12 protein-coding genes are annotated in these 17,815 nt (G+C 34.1%); all 12 read left to right on the top strand.

Annotated elements, in window-relative coordinates:
- Positions 1-2: 2 nt before the first annotated feature.
- The 12 genes from BGI23_RS18055 (at position 3) to BGI23_RS18000 (ending at position 17,614) form a co-directional block, all read left to right on the top strand.
- Positions 3-926 carry a dipeptidase gene (locus BGI23_RS18055; protein ID WP_042875433.1) on the top strand — a complete coding sequence of 308 codons (924 nt, stop codon included), beginning with the start codon at positions 3-5 and terminating at the stop codon, positions 924-926.
- 227 nt (positions 927-1,153) lie between these two features.
- The gene (locus BGI23_RS18050) at positions 1,154-2,911 is read left to right on the top strand and encodes a 2-oxoacid:acceptor oxidoreductase subunit alpha (protein WP_000625425.1); all 1,758 of its coding nucleotides are present in this window, start codon (positions 1,154-1,156) and stop codon (positions 2,909-2,911) included.
- On the top strand, positions 2,898-3,764 hold the full coding sequence (locus BGI23_RS18045; RefSeq protein WP_000190154.1) for a 2-oxoacid:ferredoxin oxidoreductase subunit beta: 867 nt from the start codon (positions 2,898-2,900) through the stop codon (positions 3,762-3,764). The genes BGI23_RS18050 and BGI23_RS18045 overlap by 14 nt, the downstream gene beginning before the upstream one ends.
- 428 nt (positions 3,765-4,192) lie before the next feature.
- Positions 4,193-5,722 carry a tRNA (N6-isopentenyl adenosine(37)-C2)-methylthiotransferase MiaB gene (gene miaB, locus BGI23_RS18040; protein WP_001005403.1) on the top strand — a complete coding sequence of 510 codons (1,530 nt, stop codon included), beginning with the start codon at positions 4,193-4,195 and terminating at the stop codon, positions 5,720-5,722.
- A gap of 3 nt (positions 5,723-5,725) precedes the next feature.
- Positions 5,726-6,157, top strand: a complete 432-nt coding sequence (locus BGI23_RS18035; protein ID WP_000870462.1) for a YlbF/YmcA family competence regulator — start codon at positions 5,726-5,728, stop codon at positions 6,155-6,157.
- 125 nt (positions 6,158-6,282) lie between these two features.
- Positions 6,283-6,825: an outer spore coat protein CotE gene (gene cotE / locus BGI23_RS18030; protein WP_001288798.1), complete on the top strand. Its 543-nt coding sequence runs from the start codon at positions 6,283-6,285 to the stop codon at positions 6,823-6,825.
- A 181-nt stretch (positions 6,826-7,006) separates the two neighbouring features.
- Positions 7,007-9,685: a DNA mismatch repair protein MutS gene (mutS, locus tag BGI23_RS18025; RefSeq protein ID WP_070806750.1), complete on the top strand. Its 2,679-nt coding sequence runs from the start codon at positions 7,007-7,009 to the stop codon at positions 9,683-9,685.
- Positions 9,686-9,693: 8 nt separating this feature from the next.
- Positions 9,694-11,637, top strand: a complete 1,944-nt coding sequence (gene mutL, locus BGI23_RS18020) for a DNA mismatch repair endonuclease MutL (protein WP_000516461.1) — start codon at positions 9,694-9,696, stop codon at positions 11,635-11,637.
- 518 nt (positions 11,638-12,155) lie between these two features.
- Entirely contained in the window at positions 12,156-15,281 is a 3,126-nt protein-coding gene (locus BGI23_RS18015; RefSeq protein ID WP_070806749.1) for an anti-phage protein, read from the top strand.
- Between the two features lie 151 nt (positions 15,282-15,432).
- Complete coding sequence (locus BGI23_RS18010; protein WP_070806748.1) at positions 15,433-15,855, top strand: 3'-5' exonuclease; 423 nt, start codon at positions 15,433-15,435, stop codon at positions 15,853-15,855.
- On the top strand, positions 15,848-16,783 hold the full coding sequence (locus tag BGI23_RS18005; RefSeq protein ID WP_070806747.1) for a hypothetical protein: 936 nt from the start codon (positions 15,848-15,850) through the stop codon (positions 16,781-16,783). The genes BGI23_RS18010 and BGI23_RS18005 overlap by 8 nt, the downstream gene beginning before the upstream one ends.
- Before the next feature lie 117 nt (positions 16,784-16,900).
- Complete coding sequence (locus tag BGI23_RS18000; RefSeq protein WP_070806746.1) at positions 16,901-17,614, top strand: hypothetical protein; 714 nt, start codon at positions 16,901-16,903, stop codon at positions 17,612-17,614.
- The last annotated feature ends 201 nt before the right edge of the window (positions 17,615-17,815 follow it).

The raw sequence follows: 17,815 nt of genomic DNA, 5'->3' as shown, positions 1-17,815 counted from the left end.
AAATGAAAATTTTTGATGCTCATTGTGATGTGCTTCTTCAGTTATGGAGTGCACAAGGGAGAAAGGATTTTAAACATGATTCGCAATTACATATTACATTTGAACAGTTAAAGAACAGAAAAGGAAGTATACAATGTTTTGCTATATATGTGCCAGAAACAGTGGCATATGAAAACCGATTTGAAGTAGCATTGCAAATGGTAGATATTTTTTATAATGAAATTTTATCCCTACCAGGTGTTAAGTTTATTCAGACAAAAGATGATATTAACATGTTAAAACAGGACGAGATTGGAGCGATATTAACACTAGAAGGATGCGAAGCAATTGGAAAAGATGCAATGAAATTACGGTTGTTGTATCGCCTAGGAGTACGTTCTTTTGGACTAACATGGAATTATGCCAATCTATTAGCTGATGGTGCGCTAGAGACACGTGGGGCAGGTTTAACGACTTCTGGTAAACATGTTGTACAAGAACTGAATGCGTTACATGTATGGACTGATGTGTCTCATTTGAATGAAAGAAGTTTTTGGGATGTTATAGAAATTGCAAAAAATCCTATTGCTTCCCACTCAAATTGTATGAAACTTTGCCAGCACCCACGTAATTTAAACGATGAACAACTTAAAGCTCTTATAAAGCGAAATGGCATGATCGGTGTCACTTTTGTACCGCAGTTTCTAACAAATGAAAAACAAGCGAATGTAGCAGATATAGTAAGACATATCGAATATATTTGTTCATTAGGTGGAGAGAACAATATAGGGTTTGGTTCGGATTTTGATGGGATAGTAGAAACAGTTGTAAATGTATCAGCGTATCGAGATTATGAAAATGTAATGAATGAGCTTTGTAAACACTATGCTGCATCTACTGTAGAGCGATTTTTATATGATAATTTTGTTGAACATATCGGCTTTTAAGATTTTTGTTTTAAAAATCCAGAAAAATTAGAATTAATTCATTTGATATTATTGCTTTTTTTAAGACCTAATACTAGAATGAAAAACAAAATAGCTTTATACTAAAGATTCAGGGAAATCAGAAGAGGCATAATTTGCGTCCATTGTAGTTTATTTGCATAAAAAATGCTAAACTATTACTGTAAAAAAATACACTACAATGAATGCAGCCAAAAGGGGTGTAGGAGATGATTAGTCAACTTTCATGGAAAGTTGGAGGCCAACAAGGTGAAGGAATTGAAAGTACAGGAGAAATCTTCTGTATTGCATTAAACCGATTAGGATATTACCTATACGGTTACCGCCACTTCTCATCACGTATAAAAGGCGGCCATACAAATAATAAAATTCGTGTAAGTACAACAGAAGTACGCGCGATCTCAGATGATTTAGATATTTTAATTGCTTTTGATCAAGAAACAATTGATTTTAACTTCCACGAACTACGTCCGGGCGGGATTGTAGTTGCAGATGCGAAATTTAATCCGACAATACCTGACAATACAGATGTAAATCTATATGTGATACCGTTTACAGATATTGCTTCAGAATTAGGCACATCATTAATGAAAAACATGGTTGCTGTTGGAGCATCAAGTGCGGTATTAGGATTAGATGAAACAGCTTATTTAGATGTTGTTGAAGAGATCTTTGGTCGTAAAGGAGAGCAAGTCGTTCAAAAGAACATGGACGCAATTAAGCGCGGCTCTCAATATATGAAAGAGTTACTAGGTGAGAAAGTAAACATGATGCAGCTTGAAAAAGCTGATGGTCAGAAGCGCATGTTTATGATTGGGAACGATGCGATCGCATTTGGTGCAGTAGCTGGTGGTGCTCGCTTTATGTCTGCATATCCAATTACACCTGCATCTGAAATTATGGAATACTTAATTAAAAAATTGCCAAAAGTCGGCGGAACAGTAATCCAAACTGAGGATGAAATTGCAGCTTGTACAATGGCAATCGGTGCAAACTATGCTGGTGTTCGTACATTAACTGCATCTGCTGGTCCAGGTCTATCTTTAATGATGGAAGCGATTGGTTTAGCAGGTATTACAGAAACGCCATTAGTAATTGTTGATACACAACGTGGTGGTCCAAGTACAGGATTACCAACGAAACAAGAGCAGTCTGATTTAATGGCAATGATTTATGGTACGCACGGTGAAATTCCAAAAATCGTAATGGCGCCAAGTACAGTGGAAGAAGCTTTCTATGATATTGTAGAAGCGTTTAACTTATCTGAAGAATATCAAGTACCTGTTATTTTCTTAACAGATTTACAGCTTTCTTTAGGGAAACAGACAGTAGAACCACTTAAGTTAGATAAAGTGGAAATTCGTCGTGGTAAGCTTGATTTAGAAGCGGAATTACCAGAACGTGAAAATAAAGCATACTTCAAGCGTTATGAAGTAACAGAAGATGGCGTTTCACCACGTGTTTTACCTGGTATGAAAAATGGTGTTCACCATGTTACAGGTGTAGAACATGATGAAACTGGTAAACCATCTGAATCAGCATTAAACCGCAAAGATCAAATGGACAAACGTTTCCGTAAAATGGAGAACTTGAAGTTTAATACCCCTGTTTATAAAAATGTTAAGCATGAAGAAGCAGACGTATTGCTTGTTGGATTTAACTCAACTCGTGGTGCGATCGAAGAAGCAATGGAGCGCTTAGAACAAGAGGGTATGAAAGTAAACCATGCTCATGTGCGTTTAATTCACCCGTTCCCAACAGCTGAAATCGATCCACTTGTGAAAAATGCGAAGCGTGTTGTAGTGGTAGAAAACAATGCAACAGGTCAACTTGCTAACATTATGAAAATGAATCTTGGTAACGGTGAGAAAATTTCTAGTCTTTTAAAATATGATGGGAACCCATTCTTGCCGAAAGAGATTTACAACGAATGCAAAAAAGGGGTTGTATTAAATGGCAACATTTAAGGACTTTCGTAACAGTGTAAAACCAAACTGGTGCCCAGGTTGCGGAGACTTCTCGGTGCAAGCTGCAATTCAACGTGCGGCAGCTAACGTTGGCTTAAATCCAGATGAACTTGCTGTTATTTCTGGTATCGGCTGTTCAGGTCGTATTTCAGGTTATATTAATTCATATGGTGTGCATAGTATTCATGGTCGTGCCCTTCCAATTGCACAAGGTGTAAAAATGGCAAACCGTGATTTAACAGTTATCGCATCAGGTGGTGACGGTGATGGATTTGCGATTGGTATGGGACATACGATCCATTCTATTCGTCGTAACATTGACATTACGTACATCGTAATGGATAACCAAATTTACGGATTAACAAAAGGGCAAACTTCACCACGTAGTGAAGCTGGATTTAAAACGAAAAGTACACCACAAGGTTCAATTGAACCGTCACTAAATGTTATGGAAATGGCTTTAACAGCTGGTGCAACATTTGTGGCGCAAAGCTTTTCAAGTGATTTAAAAGAATTAACACAAATTATTGAAGCTGGTATTAACCATAAAGGATTTTCATTAATTAACGTATTCAGCCCATGTGTTACTTACAATAAAGTAAATACTTACGATTGGTTTAAAGAGAATTTAACAAAACTAAGTACAGTAGAGGGATATGATCCGTCTAATCGCATGATGGCTATGCAAACATTAATGGAAAACAACGGATTAGTAACAGGGTTAATTTATCAAAATACAGCGCAACCTTCATACCAAGAACTAGTAAAAGGCTATAGTGAGAAGCCTTTAGTGCAATCTGATTTAAATATGGATCAGAAAATGTTTGATGAACTTGTTGCTGAATTTATGTAATATAAGAAGAGGAGGTTGCCATTTGGCAACCTTTTTTTATGAGTGAAAATATAAGGTAGTCTTATTTACTTAGAAAATTCAGAATGGTACAATAATATGTAAATCGTTGTATGGAAATGGCAAGTTCATTGCTAATAAAATGTAAGATAAGACAGCGCCAATTTTTTGTTAAAATTGGCGAAACGCTTCATACTATGGTAATGTTTATAGGGATAAAGCAATATGCTTTTTAGTAGGACAAAAAGAAATATAAAAAGGGAATGTCTATTTGTGTGGGGAAGACTTCATTCTTATAGATGATTAGATTGGTTACTCAAGTTTCAAAGGACAAGTTATCTCTCAAGCTATCTAACCATTTTTGAGATGGGTCTAAGCGCATTAAAATGGACTATAAAGTGTGTATAGTTAAGGGTGAAAGGAGATTACCGATGAACGAGCAACAACGATTAGCAAGTCAACAAGTGAATTCCTCTACGAAAAAAGAAGAGAAAGATTATAGCAAATACTTTGAAAGTGTATACCAACCACCTTCCTTAAAAGACGCGAAAAAGCGAGGGAAAGAAGAAGTTAAAATTGAACGGGATTTTGGCTTACCTGAAGAGTTTCGCAATTTCGGTACAGGAAGAAAGTTTTATATTCGTACATATGGTTGTCAAATGAATGAGCACGATACAGAAGTAATGGCGGGTATTTTCACTGCACTTGGATATGAACCAACCTTTTCAACTGAAGAAGCAGATGTAGTATTATTAAATACTTGTGCTATTCGTGAAAATGCTGAAAATAAAGTGTTCGGTGAACTAGGGCATTTAAAGGCACTAAAACGAAGAAATCCTGATCTTTTAATTGGTGTATGTGGTTGTATGTCCCAAGAGGAATCTGTTGTAAATAAAATTATGCAAAAAAATCAGCATGTAGATATGGTGTTTGGAACGCATAATATTCATAGATTACCGTACATTCTAAAAGATGCAATGTTCTCGAAGGAGACGGTAGTTGAAGTTTGGTCCAAAGAAGGAGACGTAATTGAAAATCTTCCGAAAGTACGTCGTGGTGATATTAAAGCTTGGGTAAATATTATGTATGGCTGTGATAAGTTCTGTACATATTGTATCGTACCGTATACACGCGGAAAAGAGCGAAGCAGACGTCCAGAAGACATTATCCAAGAGATTCGTCATTTAGCTGCGAATGGTTATAAAGAAATTACGTTACTTGGACAGAACGTAAATGCATATGGTAAAGACTTTGAAGATATAGAATACGGTCTTGGCGATTTAATGGACGAGCTTCGTAAAGTTGATATTGCCCGTATTCGTTTTACAACGAGCCATCCACGCGATTTCGATGATCACTTAATTGAAGTGCTTGGAAAAGGTGGCAACTTAGTAGAACATATTCACTTACCAGTTCAATCTGGAAGCACAGAAATGTTAAAAATTATGGCGCGTAAATATTCACGTGAGCATTATTTAGAGCTTGTAAGAAAAATTAAAGAAGCAATTCCAAACGCGGTATTAACAACTGATATTATCGTCGGTTTCCCGAATGAAACAGATGAGCAATTTGAAGAAACGATGTCGTTATATCGTGAAGTAGGGTTTGATACTGCCTTTACCTTTATTTATTCTCCGCGTGAAGGTACACCAGCTGCAAAAATGAAAGACAATGTACCGATGGAAGTAAAGAAAGAACGTCTTCAACGCTTAAATGCATTAGTAAATAAATTGGCAATTGAAAAGAATAATCGTTATAAAGGTCAAATTGTAGAAGTGTTAGTTGATGGAGAGAGTAAAAATAATCCAGAAGTACTTGCAGGTTATACTCGTACAAATAAACTTGTAAACTTTGTTGCTCCAAAGTCTTTAATTGGTCAGCTTGTGAAAGTAAAAGTAACGGATGCAAAAACTTGGTCTCTTAACGGAGAATTAGTTGAAGAGCCGATTGAGGTGGAATAATAGATGAAAGTATATTCGAAAGATGAAATTGTTGAGCAAGCGAAAGAATTAGCAAAAATGATTTCTGAAACAGAAGAAGTTGATTTCTTTAAGAAAGCAGAGGCACAAATTCATAAAAATGAAAATGTGAAGCGCGCAATTGATGAAATTAAAGCACTGCAAAAACAAGCAGTAAACTTGCAACATTACGGGAAATGGGAAGCTTTGAAAAAAGTAGAAGCTGAAATTGATGCCCTGCAAGATAAGTTAGATAGCATCCCAGTTGTACAAGAATTTAAATCTTCACAAACATATGTAAATGACTTACTACAGCTAGTTGCAAGTACGATTTCTAACAACGTAACAGATGAAATATTAATTTCAACTAATGGCGATGTATTGAAGGGTGAAACGGGCGCAGCGGTAGAAAGTAAAAAAGGAAATTGTGGTTGTTAAAGAGATGTCGAATTGACATCTCTTTTTTTAGTGGATTAAACGTAAGTTCTTCTCAAAAAAAGAATGACACATTCCGCTATTGTCACGCATATGATTAAGTGAATAGTGATTGAGGAGGGTTACGAATGTCCGAATTTAGAGAGATTATTACAAAAGCAGTGGTTGGAAAAGGACGTAAGTATACAAAGTCAACGCATACATGTGAATCGAATAATGAGCCAACAAGTATTTTAGGGTGCTGGGTAATTAACCACTCGTACGAAGCAAGAAAGAATGGAAAACATGTGGAAATTGAAGGTTTCTATGATGTGAACACTTGGTATTCATTCGATGGCAATACAAAGACAGAAGTTGTAACAGAACGTGTAAACTACACAGATGAAGTAAGCATTGGATATCGTGATAAAAACTTTTCTGGTGATGATTTAGAAATTATTGCTCGTGTCATTCAGCCACCAAATTGTTTAGAAGCTCTTGTATCACCAAATGGTAATAAAATTGTTGTAACGGTAGAACGTGAATTTGTAACAGAAGTAGTTGGCGAAACGAAAATTTGTGTAAGTGTAAACCCTGAAGGTTGTGTAGAATCAGATGATGCTTTCCAAATTGAAGATGATGAGTTTGAAGAGTTAGATCCGAACTTTATCGTTGATGCAGAAGAAGAGTAATAGAAAGCTAGGGAGAAGTTCTTCCTAGCTTTTTACTTTACATAAGTGGTGCTTAGATGAACATGATTGCTAATGAAATGTGCTATAATGAAGAAAGACTCCTGAAATAGGAGATAAGAGTGTCCGTGAAATGTGACATATATGAATATAGATTATTATGTAAGAATTATGGAGGATAAGTATGACGCAATATACGCCTATGATACAGCAATATTTAAAAGTTAAGGCAGACTATCAAGATGCCTTTTTATTTTTCCGCTTAGGTGATTTTTATGAAATGTTCTTTGAGGATGCGGTTAAAGCAGCCCACGAACTTGAAATTACATTAACGAGCCGAGACGGTGGTAGTAGTGAACGTATACCGATGTGCGGTGTACCGTATCATGCGGCTAAAAACTATATTGAACAACTTGTTGAAAAAGGATATAAAGTAGCGGTTTGTGAGCAAGTAGAAGACCCAAAAACAGCTAAAGGTGTAGTGCGCCGTGAAGTAGTACAATTAATTACGCCAGGAACGATGATGGAAGGGCGTACGATTGATGAGAAAGAAAATAACTTTTTAGCCGCATTAACACATTTTGAAGATGGATCATATGCGTTAGCTTGTAACGATTTAACGACTGGGCAAAATACAGTAACGTTATTGACTGGTTCAGTAGAGGATATTTTATTAGAAGTGTATGCAACTGGTTCGAAAGAAATTGTTGTAGATTCTTCCTTTTCTAAAGATGAACTAAACAAGTTAACGGAAACGTTAAAAATGACGATTTCATATGAAGATGCAACGGCAATTCCTGAAGGGCTAGAACATCTTGTGAGAAATGTTTCACAAGCAAAGTTAATTAAAGCAGTTGGGCGCTTATTTAACTATGTCATAAGAACGCAAAAACGTTCATTAGATCATTTGCAGCCTGTGGAAATTTATTATACGAATCAATTTATGAAGATTGATGTGCATTCAAAGCGAAATTTAGAGCTGACAGAAACACTTCGAACGAAAGAAAAAACAGGATCATTATTATGGCTATTAGATAAGACGAAGACTGCTATGGGTGGTCGTATGTTAAAACAGTGGATGGAACGTCCACTTATACAGAAGGAACGAATTGAAGAGCGTTTAGAGATGGTTGAAACGTTTGTAAATGATTACTTCTTGCGTGAAGATTTAAAAGAAAAGTTAAAAGAAGTATATGATTTAGAACGTTTAGCAGGGAAAGTTGCATTTGGTAATGTTAATGCACGGGACTTATTACAGTTAAGACGCTCGTTACTACAAGTTCCAGCTATTTTAGAAGCGATTAGTTTGTTAGATAACGCGTATGCAGCGAGATTAATTCAAGGTGCAGATCCATGTGAGAGCTTAACAGAATTACTAGGAAGAAGTATTCAAGAAAATCCACCGCTTTCTATTAAAGATGGAGATATTATTAAAGATGGTTATAATGACAAGCTTGATCAATATCGTTACGTGAGTAAAAACGGAAAAACGTGGATTGCTGAGCTTGAAAAACGAGAGCGTGATATTACAGGAATTAAATCGTTAAAAATCGGATACAACCGTATTTTCGGTTACTACATTGAAGTAACGAAAGCGAACCTTGGAGCATTACCAGAAGGCCGCTACGAGCGTAAACAAACGCTTGCTAATGCGGAACGTTTCATTACAGATGAACTAAAAGAAAAAGAAACATTAATCTTAGAAGCTGAAGAAAAAATTGTACAACTAGAATACGATTTATTTACAGCGCTTCGTGAAGAAGTAAAAGTATTTATTCCGAAATTACAGCATTTAGCGAAAGTAATCAGTGAATTAGACGTACTGCAAAGTTTTGCGACAGTGAGTGAAGAAGAACAGTTTGTAAAACCTGTACTAACAACGAAGCGCGAAATCTTTATTAAAGATGGTCGTCATCCTGTCGTAGAAAAAGTATTGAACGGGAAATTGTATGTACCGAATGATTGTATTATGCCAGAGAATATGGATGTATTTTTAATTACAGGACCGAACATGTCTGGTAAAAGTACGTATATGAGACAATTAGCACTTGTAACAGTTATGTCGCAAATCGGTTGTTTCGTACCAGCAACAGAAGCAGTATTACCTGTATTTGACCAAATCTTTACGAGAATTGGCGCGGCGGATGATTTAATTTCAGGTCAAAGTACATTTATGGTCGAAATGTTAGAAGCGAAAAATGCCATTGCAAACGCATCAGAAAGAAGTTTAATTTTATTTGATGAAATTGGACGCGGTACATCTACGTATGATGGTATGGCACTTGCACAAGCAATCATTGAACATATTCATGACCAAATTGGTGCGAAAACGTTATTCTCTACGCATTATCATGAATTGACTGTGCTAGAAGACAGTTTAGATCAACTGAAAAATGTACACGTTTCAGCTATTGAAGAGAACGGAAAAGTAGTATTCCTTCATAAAATTCAAGACGGGGCAGCTGATAAAAGTTACGGAATTCATGTTGCGCAACTTGCGGAGCTTCCAGATAGCTTAATCGCTCGAGCGAAAGAAGTGTTAGCGCAATTAGAAGGACAGGAAGAAATTATTATTCCGAAGCGTGTAGAAGTGAAAGCGCAAGAGCAAGAAGGAATTCCAGAACCTATAGTTGTAAAAGAGGAACCAATAGAAATAGAAGAAACGAAGGTAGACAATGAAGAAGAATCACAACTATCATTCTTTGGCGCAGAGCAATCTTCGAAAAAACAAGACAAACCAGTTCTAGATGCAAAAGAAACGGCAGTGCTGACGCAAATTAAAAAAATTGATTTACTTGATATGACACCTTTAGAAGCGATGAACGAACTGTATCGCTTACAAAAAAAGTTAAAGAAAGGATGAGTAAGTAGATGGGGAAAATTCGCAAACTCGATGACCAACTCTCTAACTTAATTGCGGCAGGGGAAGTAGTAGAGCGCCCTGCCTCAGTCGTAAAAGAACTTGTGGAAAATTCTATCGATGCGAATAGTACATCTATTGAAATCCACTTAGAAGAAGCTGGTTTATCGAAAATTCGCATCATTGATAACGGAGATGGCATTGCAGAAGAAGATTGTATCGTTGCTTTTGAACGACATGCGACGAGCAAAATTAAAGATGAAAACGATCTGTTTCGCATAAGAACACTCGGTTTCCGCGGTGAGGCATTGCCGAGTATTGCCTCAGTTAGTGAATTAGAATTAATCACTAGCACCGGTGATGCTCCTGGTACACACCTTATTATTAAAGGTGGAGACATTATAAAGCAGGAGAAAACAGCGAGCCGAAAAGGAACAGATATTACAGTACAAAACTTATTCTTTAATACACCAGCGCGTCTTAAATATATGAAAACCATTCATACAGAGCTTGGTAATATTACAGATATTGTGTATCGTATTGCAATGTCGCATCCAGAAGTATCATTAAAGCTATTTCATAATGAAAAGAAATTGCTTCATACATCAGGAAATGGTGATGTAAGACAAGTACTTGCATCGATTTATAGCATTCAAGTTGCAAAGAAGCTTGTTCCAATTGAAGCTGAATCTTTAGATTTCACAATTAAAGGTTATGTAACATTACCAGAAGTAACGAGAGCATCTCGTAATTATATGTCAACAATCGTAAATGGCCGTTACGTTCGAAATTTCGTATTAATGAAAGCTATTCAGCAAGGATACCATACATTATTGCCAGTAGGACGATATCCAATCGGTTTCTTATCAATTGAAATGGATCCAATGCTTGTTGACGTTAACGTACATCCAGCGAAATTGGAAGTTCGTTTTAGTAAAGAACAAGAATTACTAAAGCTGATTGAAGAAACATTGCAAGCAGCATTCAAAAAAATACAGCTCATTCCAGATGCAGGTGTAACAACGAAGAAAAAAGAAAAAGATGAAAGTGTGCAAGAACAGTTCCAGTTTGAGCATGCGAAGCCGAAAGAACCATCCATGCCGGATATCATTTTACCGACGGGCATGGATGAAAAACAAGAAGAACCGCAGGCTGTGAAACAGCCTGCGCAGCTTTGGCAACCACCGAAGCAAGAATGGCAACCACCACAGTCGCTCGTGAGAGAAGAACAAAGTTGGCAACCATCTACAAAATCGATAATAGAAGAACCGATTCGAGAAGAGAAATCGTGGAACAGTAACGATGAAGACTTTGAATTAGAGGAATTGGAAGAAGAAGTTCAGGAAATAGAAGAAATCGAAATGAACGGTAATGATTTACCGCCGCTTTATCCAATTGGACAAATGCATGGAACATATATTTTCGCTCAAAATGATAAAGGCTTATATATGATTGACCAACATGCCGCGCAGGAACGTATTAATTATGAATACTTCCGTGATAAAGTAGGAAGGGTAGCACAAGAAGTACAAGAATTACTTGTACCATACCGCATCGATTTATCTCTTACTGAATTTTTACGTGTCGAAGAGCAGCTAGAAGAACTAAAAAAAGTTGGACTATTTTTGGAGCAATTCGGCCATCAATCCTTTATTGTCCGCTCACATCCAACGTGGTTCCCGAAAGGGCAAGAAACAGAAATTATCGATGAAATGATGGAGCAGGTCGTTAAACTAAAAAAAGTTGATATTAAAAAATTACGTGAAGAAGCAGCCATCATGATGAGCTGTAAAGCTTCAATTAAAGCAAATCAATATTTAACGAACGATCAAATATTTGCTTTACTGGAAGAACTTCGTACAACAACAAACCCATACACATGCCCGCACGGAAGACCAATTCTTGTGCATCATTCTACTTATGAGTTGGAGAAGATGTTTAAGAGGGTTATGTAGGGATACTGTGTTGAGATGAAAATTATCATATTGTGAATTTGACAAAATATTAGAATAGATTATAAAAAAACAAGGTGTAGTTATGCCTTGTTTTTTTATTTGTTTTGAAACATTTTGGTTAACAGTATGCAATAAAATTAAAAACTCACTTATAAATCTTTTTCGTAAAGTTATAAAAAGCAATGTTAGAAAGTAAGTTCTTGAATTTAAACTGGAAGATAGATGCTGTTGCCGATTATAAGGGAGGTATCGATAAAATGAAGATTGAAGGAAACGTACAAGTCTGAATAATTTTCTCAAAATGAGAAATAAAATTTATTAATGGAAGTATATTTATGGGATGTTTAGATGATAAATAGATGGTACTCATTTTTATTTAATATCATTTAGTAGTCTTAAATGATATTAAATACGCTACCTTCCTGACTAGCTGAATATTACACATATAAAAGGGCTATTATGGTAAAATGAATTAGTGGATTTATACAAAAGTAGAATATATAGGGAGTGGGGAGTTTTTGAGTACGGTTTCAGTTATACATTTTACGGATATACATTTAGCAGATACGGATAACTCTATTATGGATAAACAAAATGCATTATGGAGGGCTTTAAAATCTGAATTGAGATCATCTGATTACATTGTTTGTTGTATATCGGGTGATATTGCACAAAGCGGAAAAGAAGATGAATATTGTAATTTTGCAATTCCTTTTTTTGATAATTTACAAAGTGAGATAAAAAAGGAATTTAATCAGCATCTTGAATTTTTGATGATTCCGGGTAATCATGACTGCGATTTTGGGGATTTAGGAAAAAATGCAACTCGGGACGTCTTAATAAAAGCAATTAGCACTCAAGATAGTGATCAGCTTTCAATACATACAATTGATACTATTAGAGTTCAAGAGAATTTTGATAATTTTAAAAGCCTGTATCACGAGCAATGGGAAAATATTGAGCTAATTCATGATGACCCTCTCCTTCAAAAAGCAGTTCTTAAGATAGGTGAGAAACAAATTGTTTTTAATTTAATGAATTCTTCTTGGATATCAACTTTAAGAGAACAACCAGGGAAAATGTGGTTCCCAGTTAAGCAATATCGTTCTATTATGGAAACTGCATTAGGAGATGTGAATATTACTATGATTCATCATCCTGATCATTGGTTAGACCCAGATAATAGAAGAGAGTTAAGAAATTTACTAGAAAGTTCTTCTGATTTTATTTTAAGTGGGCATGAACATGCTCATACAAATACTATTCTTACAGATTGGCAGAATAAACGTGTTCAATATATTGAGGGAGGAGTTCTTCAAGAACGTTGGAATTCAGAGGTAAGCCACTTTAAAGTATTACATTTAAATTTAGAAGATGATACTCAACGTATTAAAGAATATTCTTGGAATGGAGATTTATATAAAGAGATAGATGATACAGATTGGTGTGATCTCCAAACAGCTTCAATGGCAAAGGGGAAACATCGTACCACTTTAAATATAGAAGAAGAATTTAACTCGTTTATTTATAATATAGGGTTGCCATATACACATCCAAGAAAAAATAAGTTAGATTTGATTGATTTATTTGTAGCTCCAGATCTCAGAGAAATTATTTTACGTGGAAATAGTGGAAGTGAAGTGGCTGAATATGTTTCCTTTAATCAAATGATCTTAGAACTGCAAGAAGATGAACATTTGTTAATTATAGGAGATAAGGAATCTGGAAAAACAGCATTAAGTAAGCAATTATTTACCCACTTTTTTAATATAGGAAAAAAGCCAATCTATATTGAGGGGACAAAGATAAAAGGAGATCACATTAAAGGAATTGACAAATTAATTAAAAGTACAACTAAACAAATTTATGGAGAAGGAACCAATGATCAATATGTTCAGCTTGATAAAAAGGACAGGGTGTTAATAATTGATGATTGGCATAAATGTATCCTAAATGCAAAATTTAAATCTTTATTTTTTGAAGAAGCGGCTAAATGGTTTGGGAAGATAATAATAATGGCAGATGAAATTTCAAATATGAGAGAATTATTATTGATTCTTTCAAATCATGAACAGCATAAAGTACGCCAATTTGAAATTCAAGAATTTGGCCATGTGAAAAGAGCCGAACTTATTGAAAAGTGGATATTGTTAGGACAAGAATCTACTATAGATGAGAGTAAACTTATAGTAATTAAAGATCAATTAGAAAGATCCGTGGATTCAGTCATTGGGCAAAACTATGTGCCTACATTTCCGCTGTATTTACTTATAATTTTACAGGCTTTTGAAAGTAGTACACCTCATAATTTAGATCGTAGTACAAATGGGTATTATTATGAATTATTAATAAAACAGGCATTGACAAAGATTCAAGTTACAAATGAAGAAACAGATGCTATGTATAATTATTTAACAGAATTGGCTTATAATTTTTATAAAAATGAAAAACAGGTAATGACAGAAGAAGAATGGTATAAGTTTCATAAGTTATATACAGAAGAATATGCTTTACAATTTAGTAGTCAATTTGAATTCGCTAAATATAAAAATAAAATCTGCAATGCGCTTATTTTACAGCGATCTGGTGAGGGTTATGTTTTTGCATATTCTTATATATATTATTATTTTGTAGGACAGTACTTAGCTAGACATATAGGTGAAGAAGAAGTGAGAAATACGATTTCAAAAATGTGTTTCAATCTACATTCATCTGACTATGCTCATATTTTGATGTTCTTAACTCATTTATCTAAAGATAATTTTATTATTTCACAAGTAATTAATGTAACGAAATCTCTTTTTGAGGATGTACCAATTTTAAAATTAGAGTCGGATATTGATGTGTTTAATAATTTACTAGATGAAATTCCTCAGTTAGTTATTGAGAATATAGATGTAAATGAGAATAGGAAAAAAGTTCATGAACAGAAAGATGAATATGAAAGAGAGTTGAAAGTTCAGAAAAATGAGTTGAGTTCAAGTGAAGTGGAAGTTGGAAGTGAAATACAAACCATTTCTGAATTTAATAAATCATTGAAGATGCTTGAAATTGTCGGTCAAATCTTGAAAAATTACTATGGCTCAATAAAAGCACAGGAAAAAATAGAATTGTGCATTGAGGCATATGCTGTGGCATTAAGAACAAATAATGCATTCTTGGAAAGATTTAAAGAAGACAAGGATTATATTGTAAAATTCCTATGTTCGTTGGCAGAAGAGAAAGGCTATTATGATAGGGAGAAAGTAGAGAGTGAAGCTAAAAAATTCTTGTTTATGTTAGCGCAGGCTATTACATATTCATCTATAAACAAAGTGAGTACCGCTGTAGGATCAAGAAATTTAGATGAAATCTTTAAAAGAGTATATGAAGAAATGAGAAGTACATCAGTTAATTTAATTAATGTAGGAATAAAATTAGAACATTATCATCAGTATCCTTATCACGAAATTGCCCAATTATATAATGCTTTATCTGGGAATAAAATGGCACAAGATATATTACGACGTATGGTGGTGAAATATTTATATATGTTTAAAACCACCTTTAAGGATCAACAACGTATTTGTGATTCTGTAGGTATTCAATATACACCACAAAAAATGCTGCAGGTGATAAGTCCCAATAAAAGATTTAGAGATTAGCTTTAGAAAAATTAAGTTAATATTGTTTTGAGCAAAGAGAACAAAGTTGTTTAATTTTGGTCTTAGAAATGCAAGAACCACCTACATGCTTATTGAGTAGGTGGTTCTAATATAGAATTAAAATAAAGTAATAAATAAGTTTGCTCAATTAATGTGGAAAGAATATAGAGAATATAAAGTTTGGAAAGAGGCTATTATTGCTTTTAAGGGAGAAAAAAGTCTACCAATAATGACTATTCATAAGAGTAAAGGTCTAGAGTACGATACTGTATTTTTTATAGGAGTTGAAGATGAAGCTTTTTGGAGTTTTAGTCAACAACAAGAAGAAGATACAAAATCATTTTTTGTTGCAATGTCAAGAGCTAAAAGACAAATGATTTTTACTTATAGTCATCAAAGAGAATTAGAAAAGTTTGGGGAAATGAAACATAGGAAACAAAGTATTCATAAAATATCTGAACTGTATAATATTTTGGATGAAGCTGGAGTAGAAACAGTTCAATTAGAAAAAATTTGGACACCAATAATAAAAGAAACATACTTTGAAAAAAAGGATGTGACTGATAATGAATAGGCTTCTTTCACCAAATCATTGTTTTTTATGTGGGGATGAGCTTACTGAAAATACAGAGGAACATATATTTCCAAAGTGGTTACAAAGAAAATTTGATCTTTGGAACCAAACAATTACTTTGCTTAATGGAACAAAAATCCCATATAGGATGCTAAAAATTCCTTGTTGTAACACATGTAATAACGAACATTTGTCTCAAGTGGAAATAGAAATATCTAATGCAGTGGATGGAGGCTTTGATTCGTTTATACAGTTAAATGAAGATAAAATATTTTACTGGGCTGCTAAAATTCTATACGGTCTCTTCTTTAAAGAATTGAGTTTGGATAAGGATAGAAAAGATCCTAGTGCAGGAAAGATTATGACTCCTGAAGCTATGGGGAAATTCAAGATGTTACATTATTTATTACAAGGTATTAGAATCCCAACGGAATTTTCTCCTGTAAAACCTTATTCAATTTTTATATTTAGAATGTATGAATATAAAGATGAATCCAATTTTGATTACTTTGACAGTTATATTCAAACTGTTTTTGGCATGAAAATGAATGATATTGGTTTTATAGTTTGTATTGAGGATTCAGGTGTGCAAGGGGAATTTGGAAAAGATTATTTTGATCAATATAAGAGGGAAACCCTTGATCATATACAGTTAAAAGAGATATATGCAAAAATGCGTTATAAACAATATCTAGCACTTTATTCACCTAGATATATGACCATTGAATCTGAAAATGAAAGGATAATCCAAGTAATCCAGCCCTCTGGCAATATATTTGGCGAGTGGTCACAGGAAGTATATGCACGTCTTCTGACTCATATTTGGAGTGAGTATAATTTTAAATTCGAAGATATTTATGTTCCACCGGATAAGGTAATAAGCTTCTTAAATAACGAAGATGGTACTTTCAAGAAAATTCCTAAATGAATAATTGGATAATGTATTAAAAACACTAATGATTACATGTGGGATAAAAAAGAGGAACGCAAGTGAAGAGGTAAATATAGACTACTGTAATCTAATTCTAGCGGTGGGGGTTTTGTAATGGGGAATTTTAAGTTTCGTAGGGGAATAAGAACAAATACTAGTGAAGAATATAACCTATATTACGAGGAACAAAGTATAGGGGAATTACATATCCATTTCATGAAGGATAACTCTGAGGAAATATGTACTCTTTTAATCACAAAGGAGATTGAAGTGGAAATTAAGGAAAAATTGATTGATGAAATTATAGATACAATAATTTCTAATCCAGAAGGTTTTTTTTGGATAAATATATATTCCGCAAAATTTGAGGGTGGGATAATAAATGAGTCTCATCCAGATGGAGTAACTGCTAAACAAAAGGAGTTATCTAAAGTACTTAATACATTTCAAGTTGCAAAGGGACAACTTTCTGAGATTGCAGCTATGCAATACTTTAAAGGTTTAAATTATTCTGTTGAATTGGCTTCCGATTTATATGATAAAGAATATAAGATTGATGTGATTGGAGAAAATGAGCAAGAGAAACTTTATATCCAGGTAAAATTAGGAAAAGTTTCAGAACAAGAAATAATAAAAATTGTAACTAAGGTTGCCGAAATAAATGATACTGACAAAAGTAAAATTGCTTGTATTGTTGCAGAGCGTTTTCCGCTTAAGTCAGAGTTGCTAAGAAAAAAATTAGAGATTAATTTTAATATAAAAATTATGTATATTCATAAATATCAGGTACTAGAGAGTTTGCCCCAATATAAAAGAACTTTAAAATAAATATTTAGTAATAAGCTATAGTAGTATGATTTTGATAAATTATTAGATTGATTTATAAATGCTTATTGTTAATTTATAAAAAAGCAAAACATAGTTTTGTCTTATTTTTTATGAAACATAACAACATAAATGGAATAAAATGTAATGTAAAAAATATCTTTACTAACACTGAAAAGTCGATTAAATCAAAGGAAAGTAGTA

It is taken from the genome of Bacillus sp. ABP14 (assembly GCF_001831375.1).
Classification (GTDB): domain Bacteria; phylum Bacillota; class Bacilli; order Bacillales; family Bacillaceae_G; genus Bacillus_A; species Bacillus_A paranthracis.
Note: the sequence above shows the minus strand (reverse complement) of the source record. Positions and strands in the feature narration are given on the sequence as shown.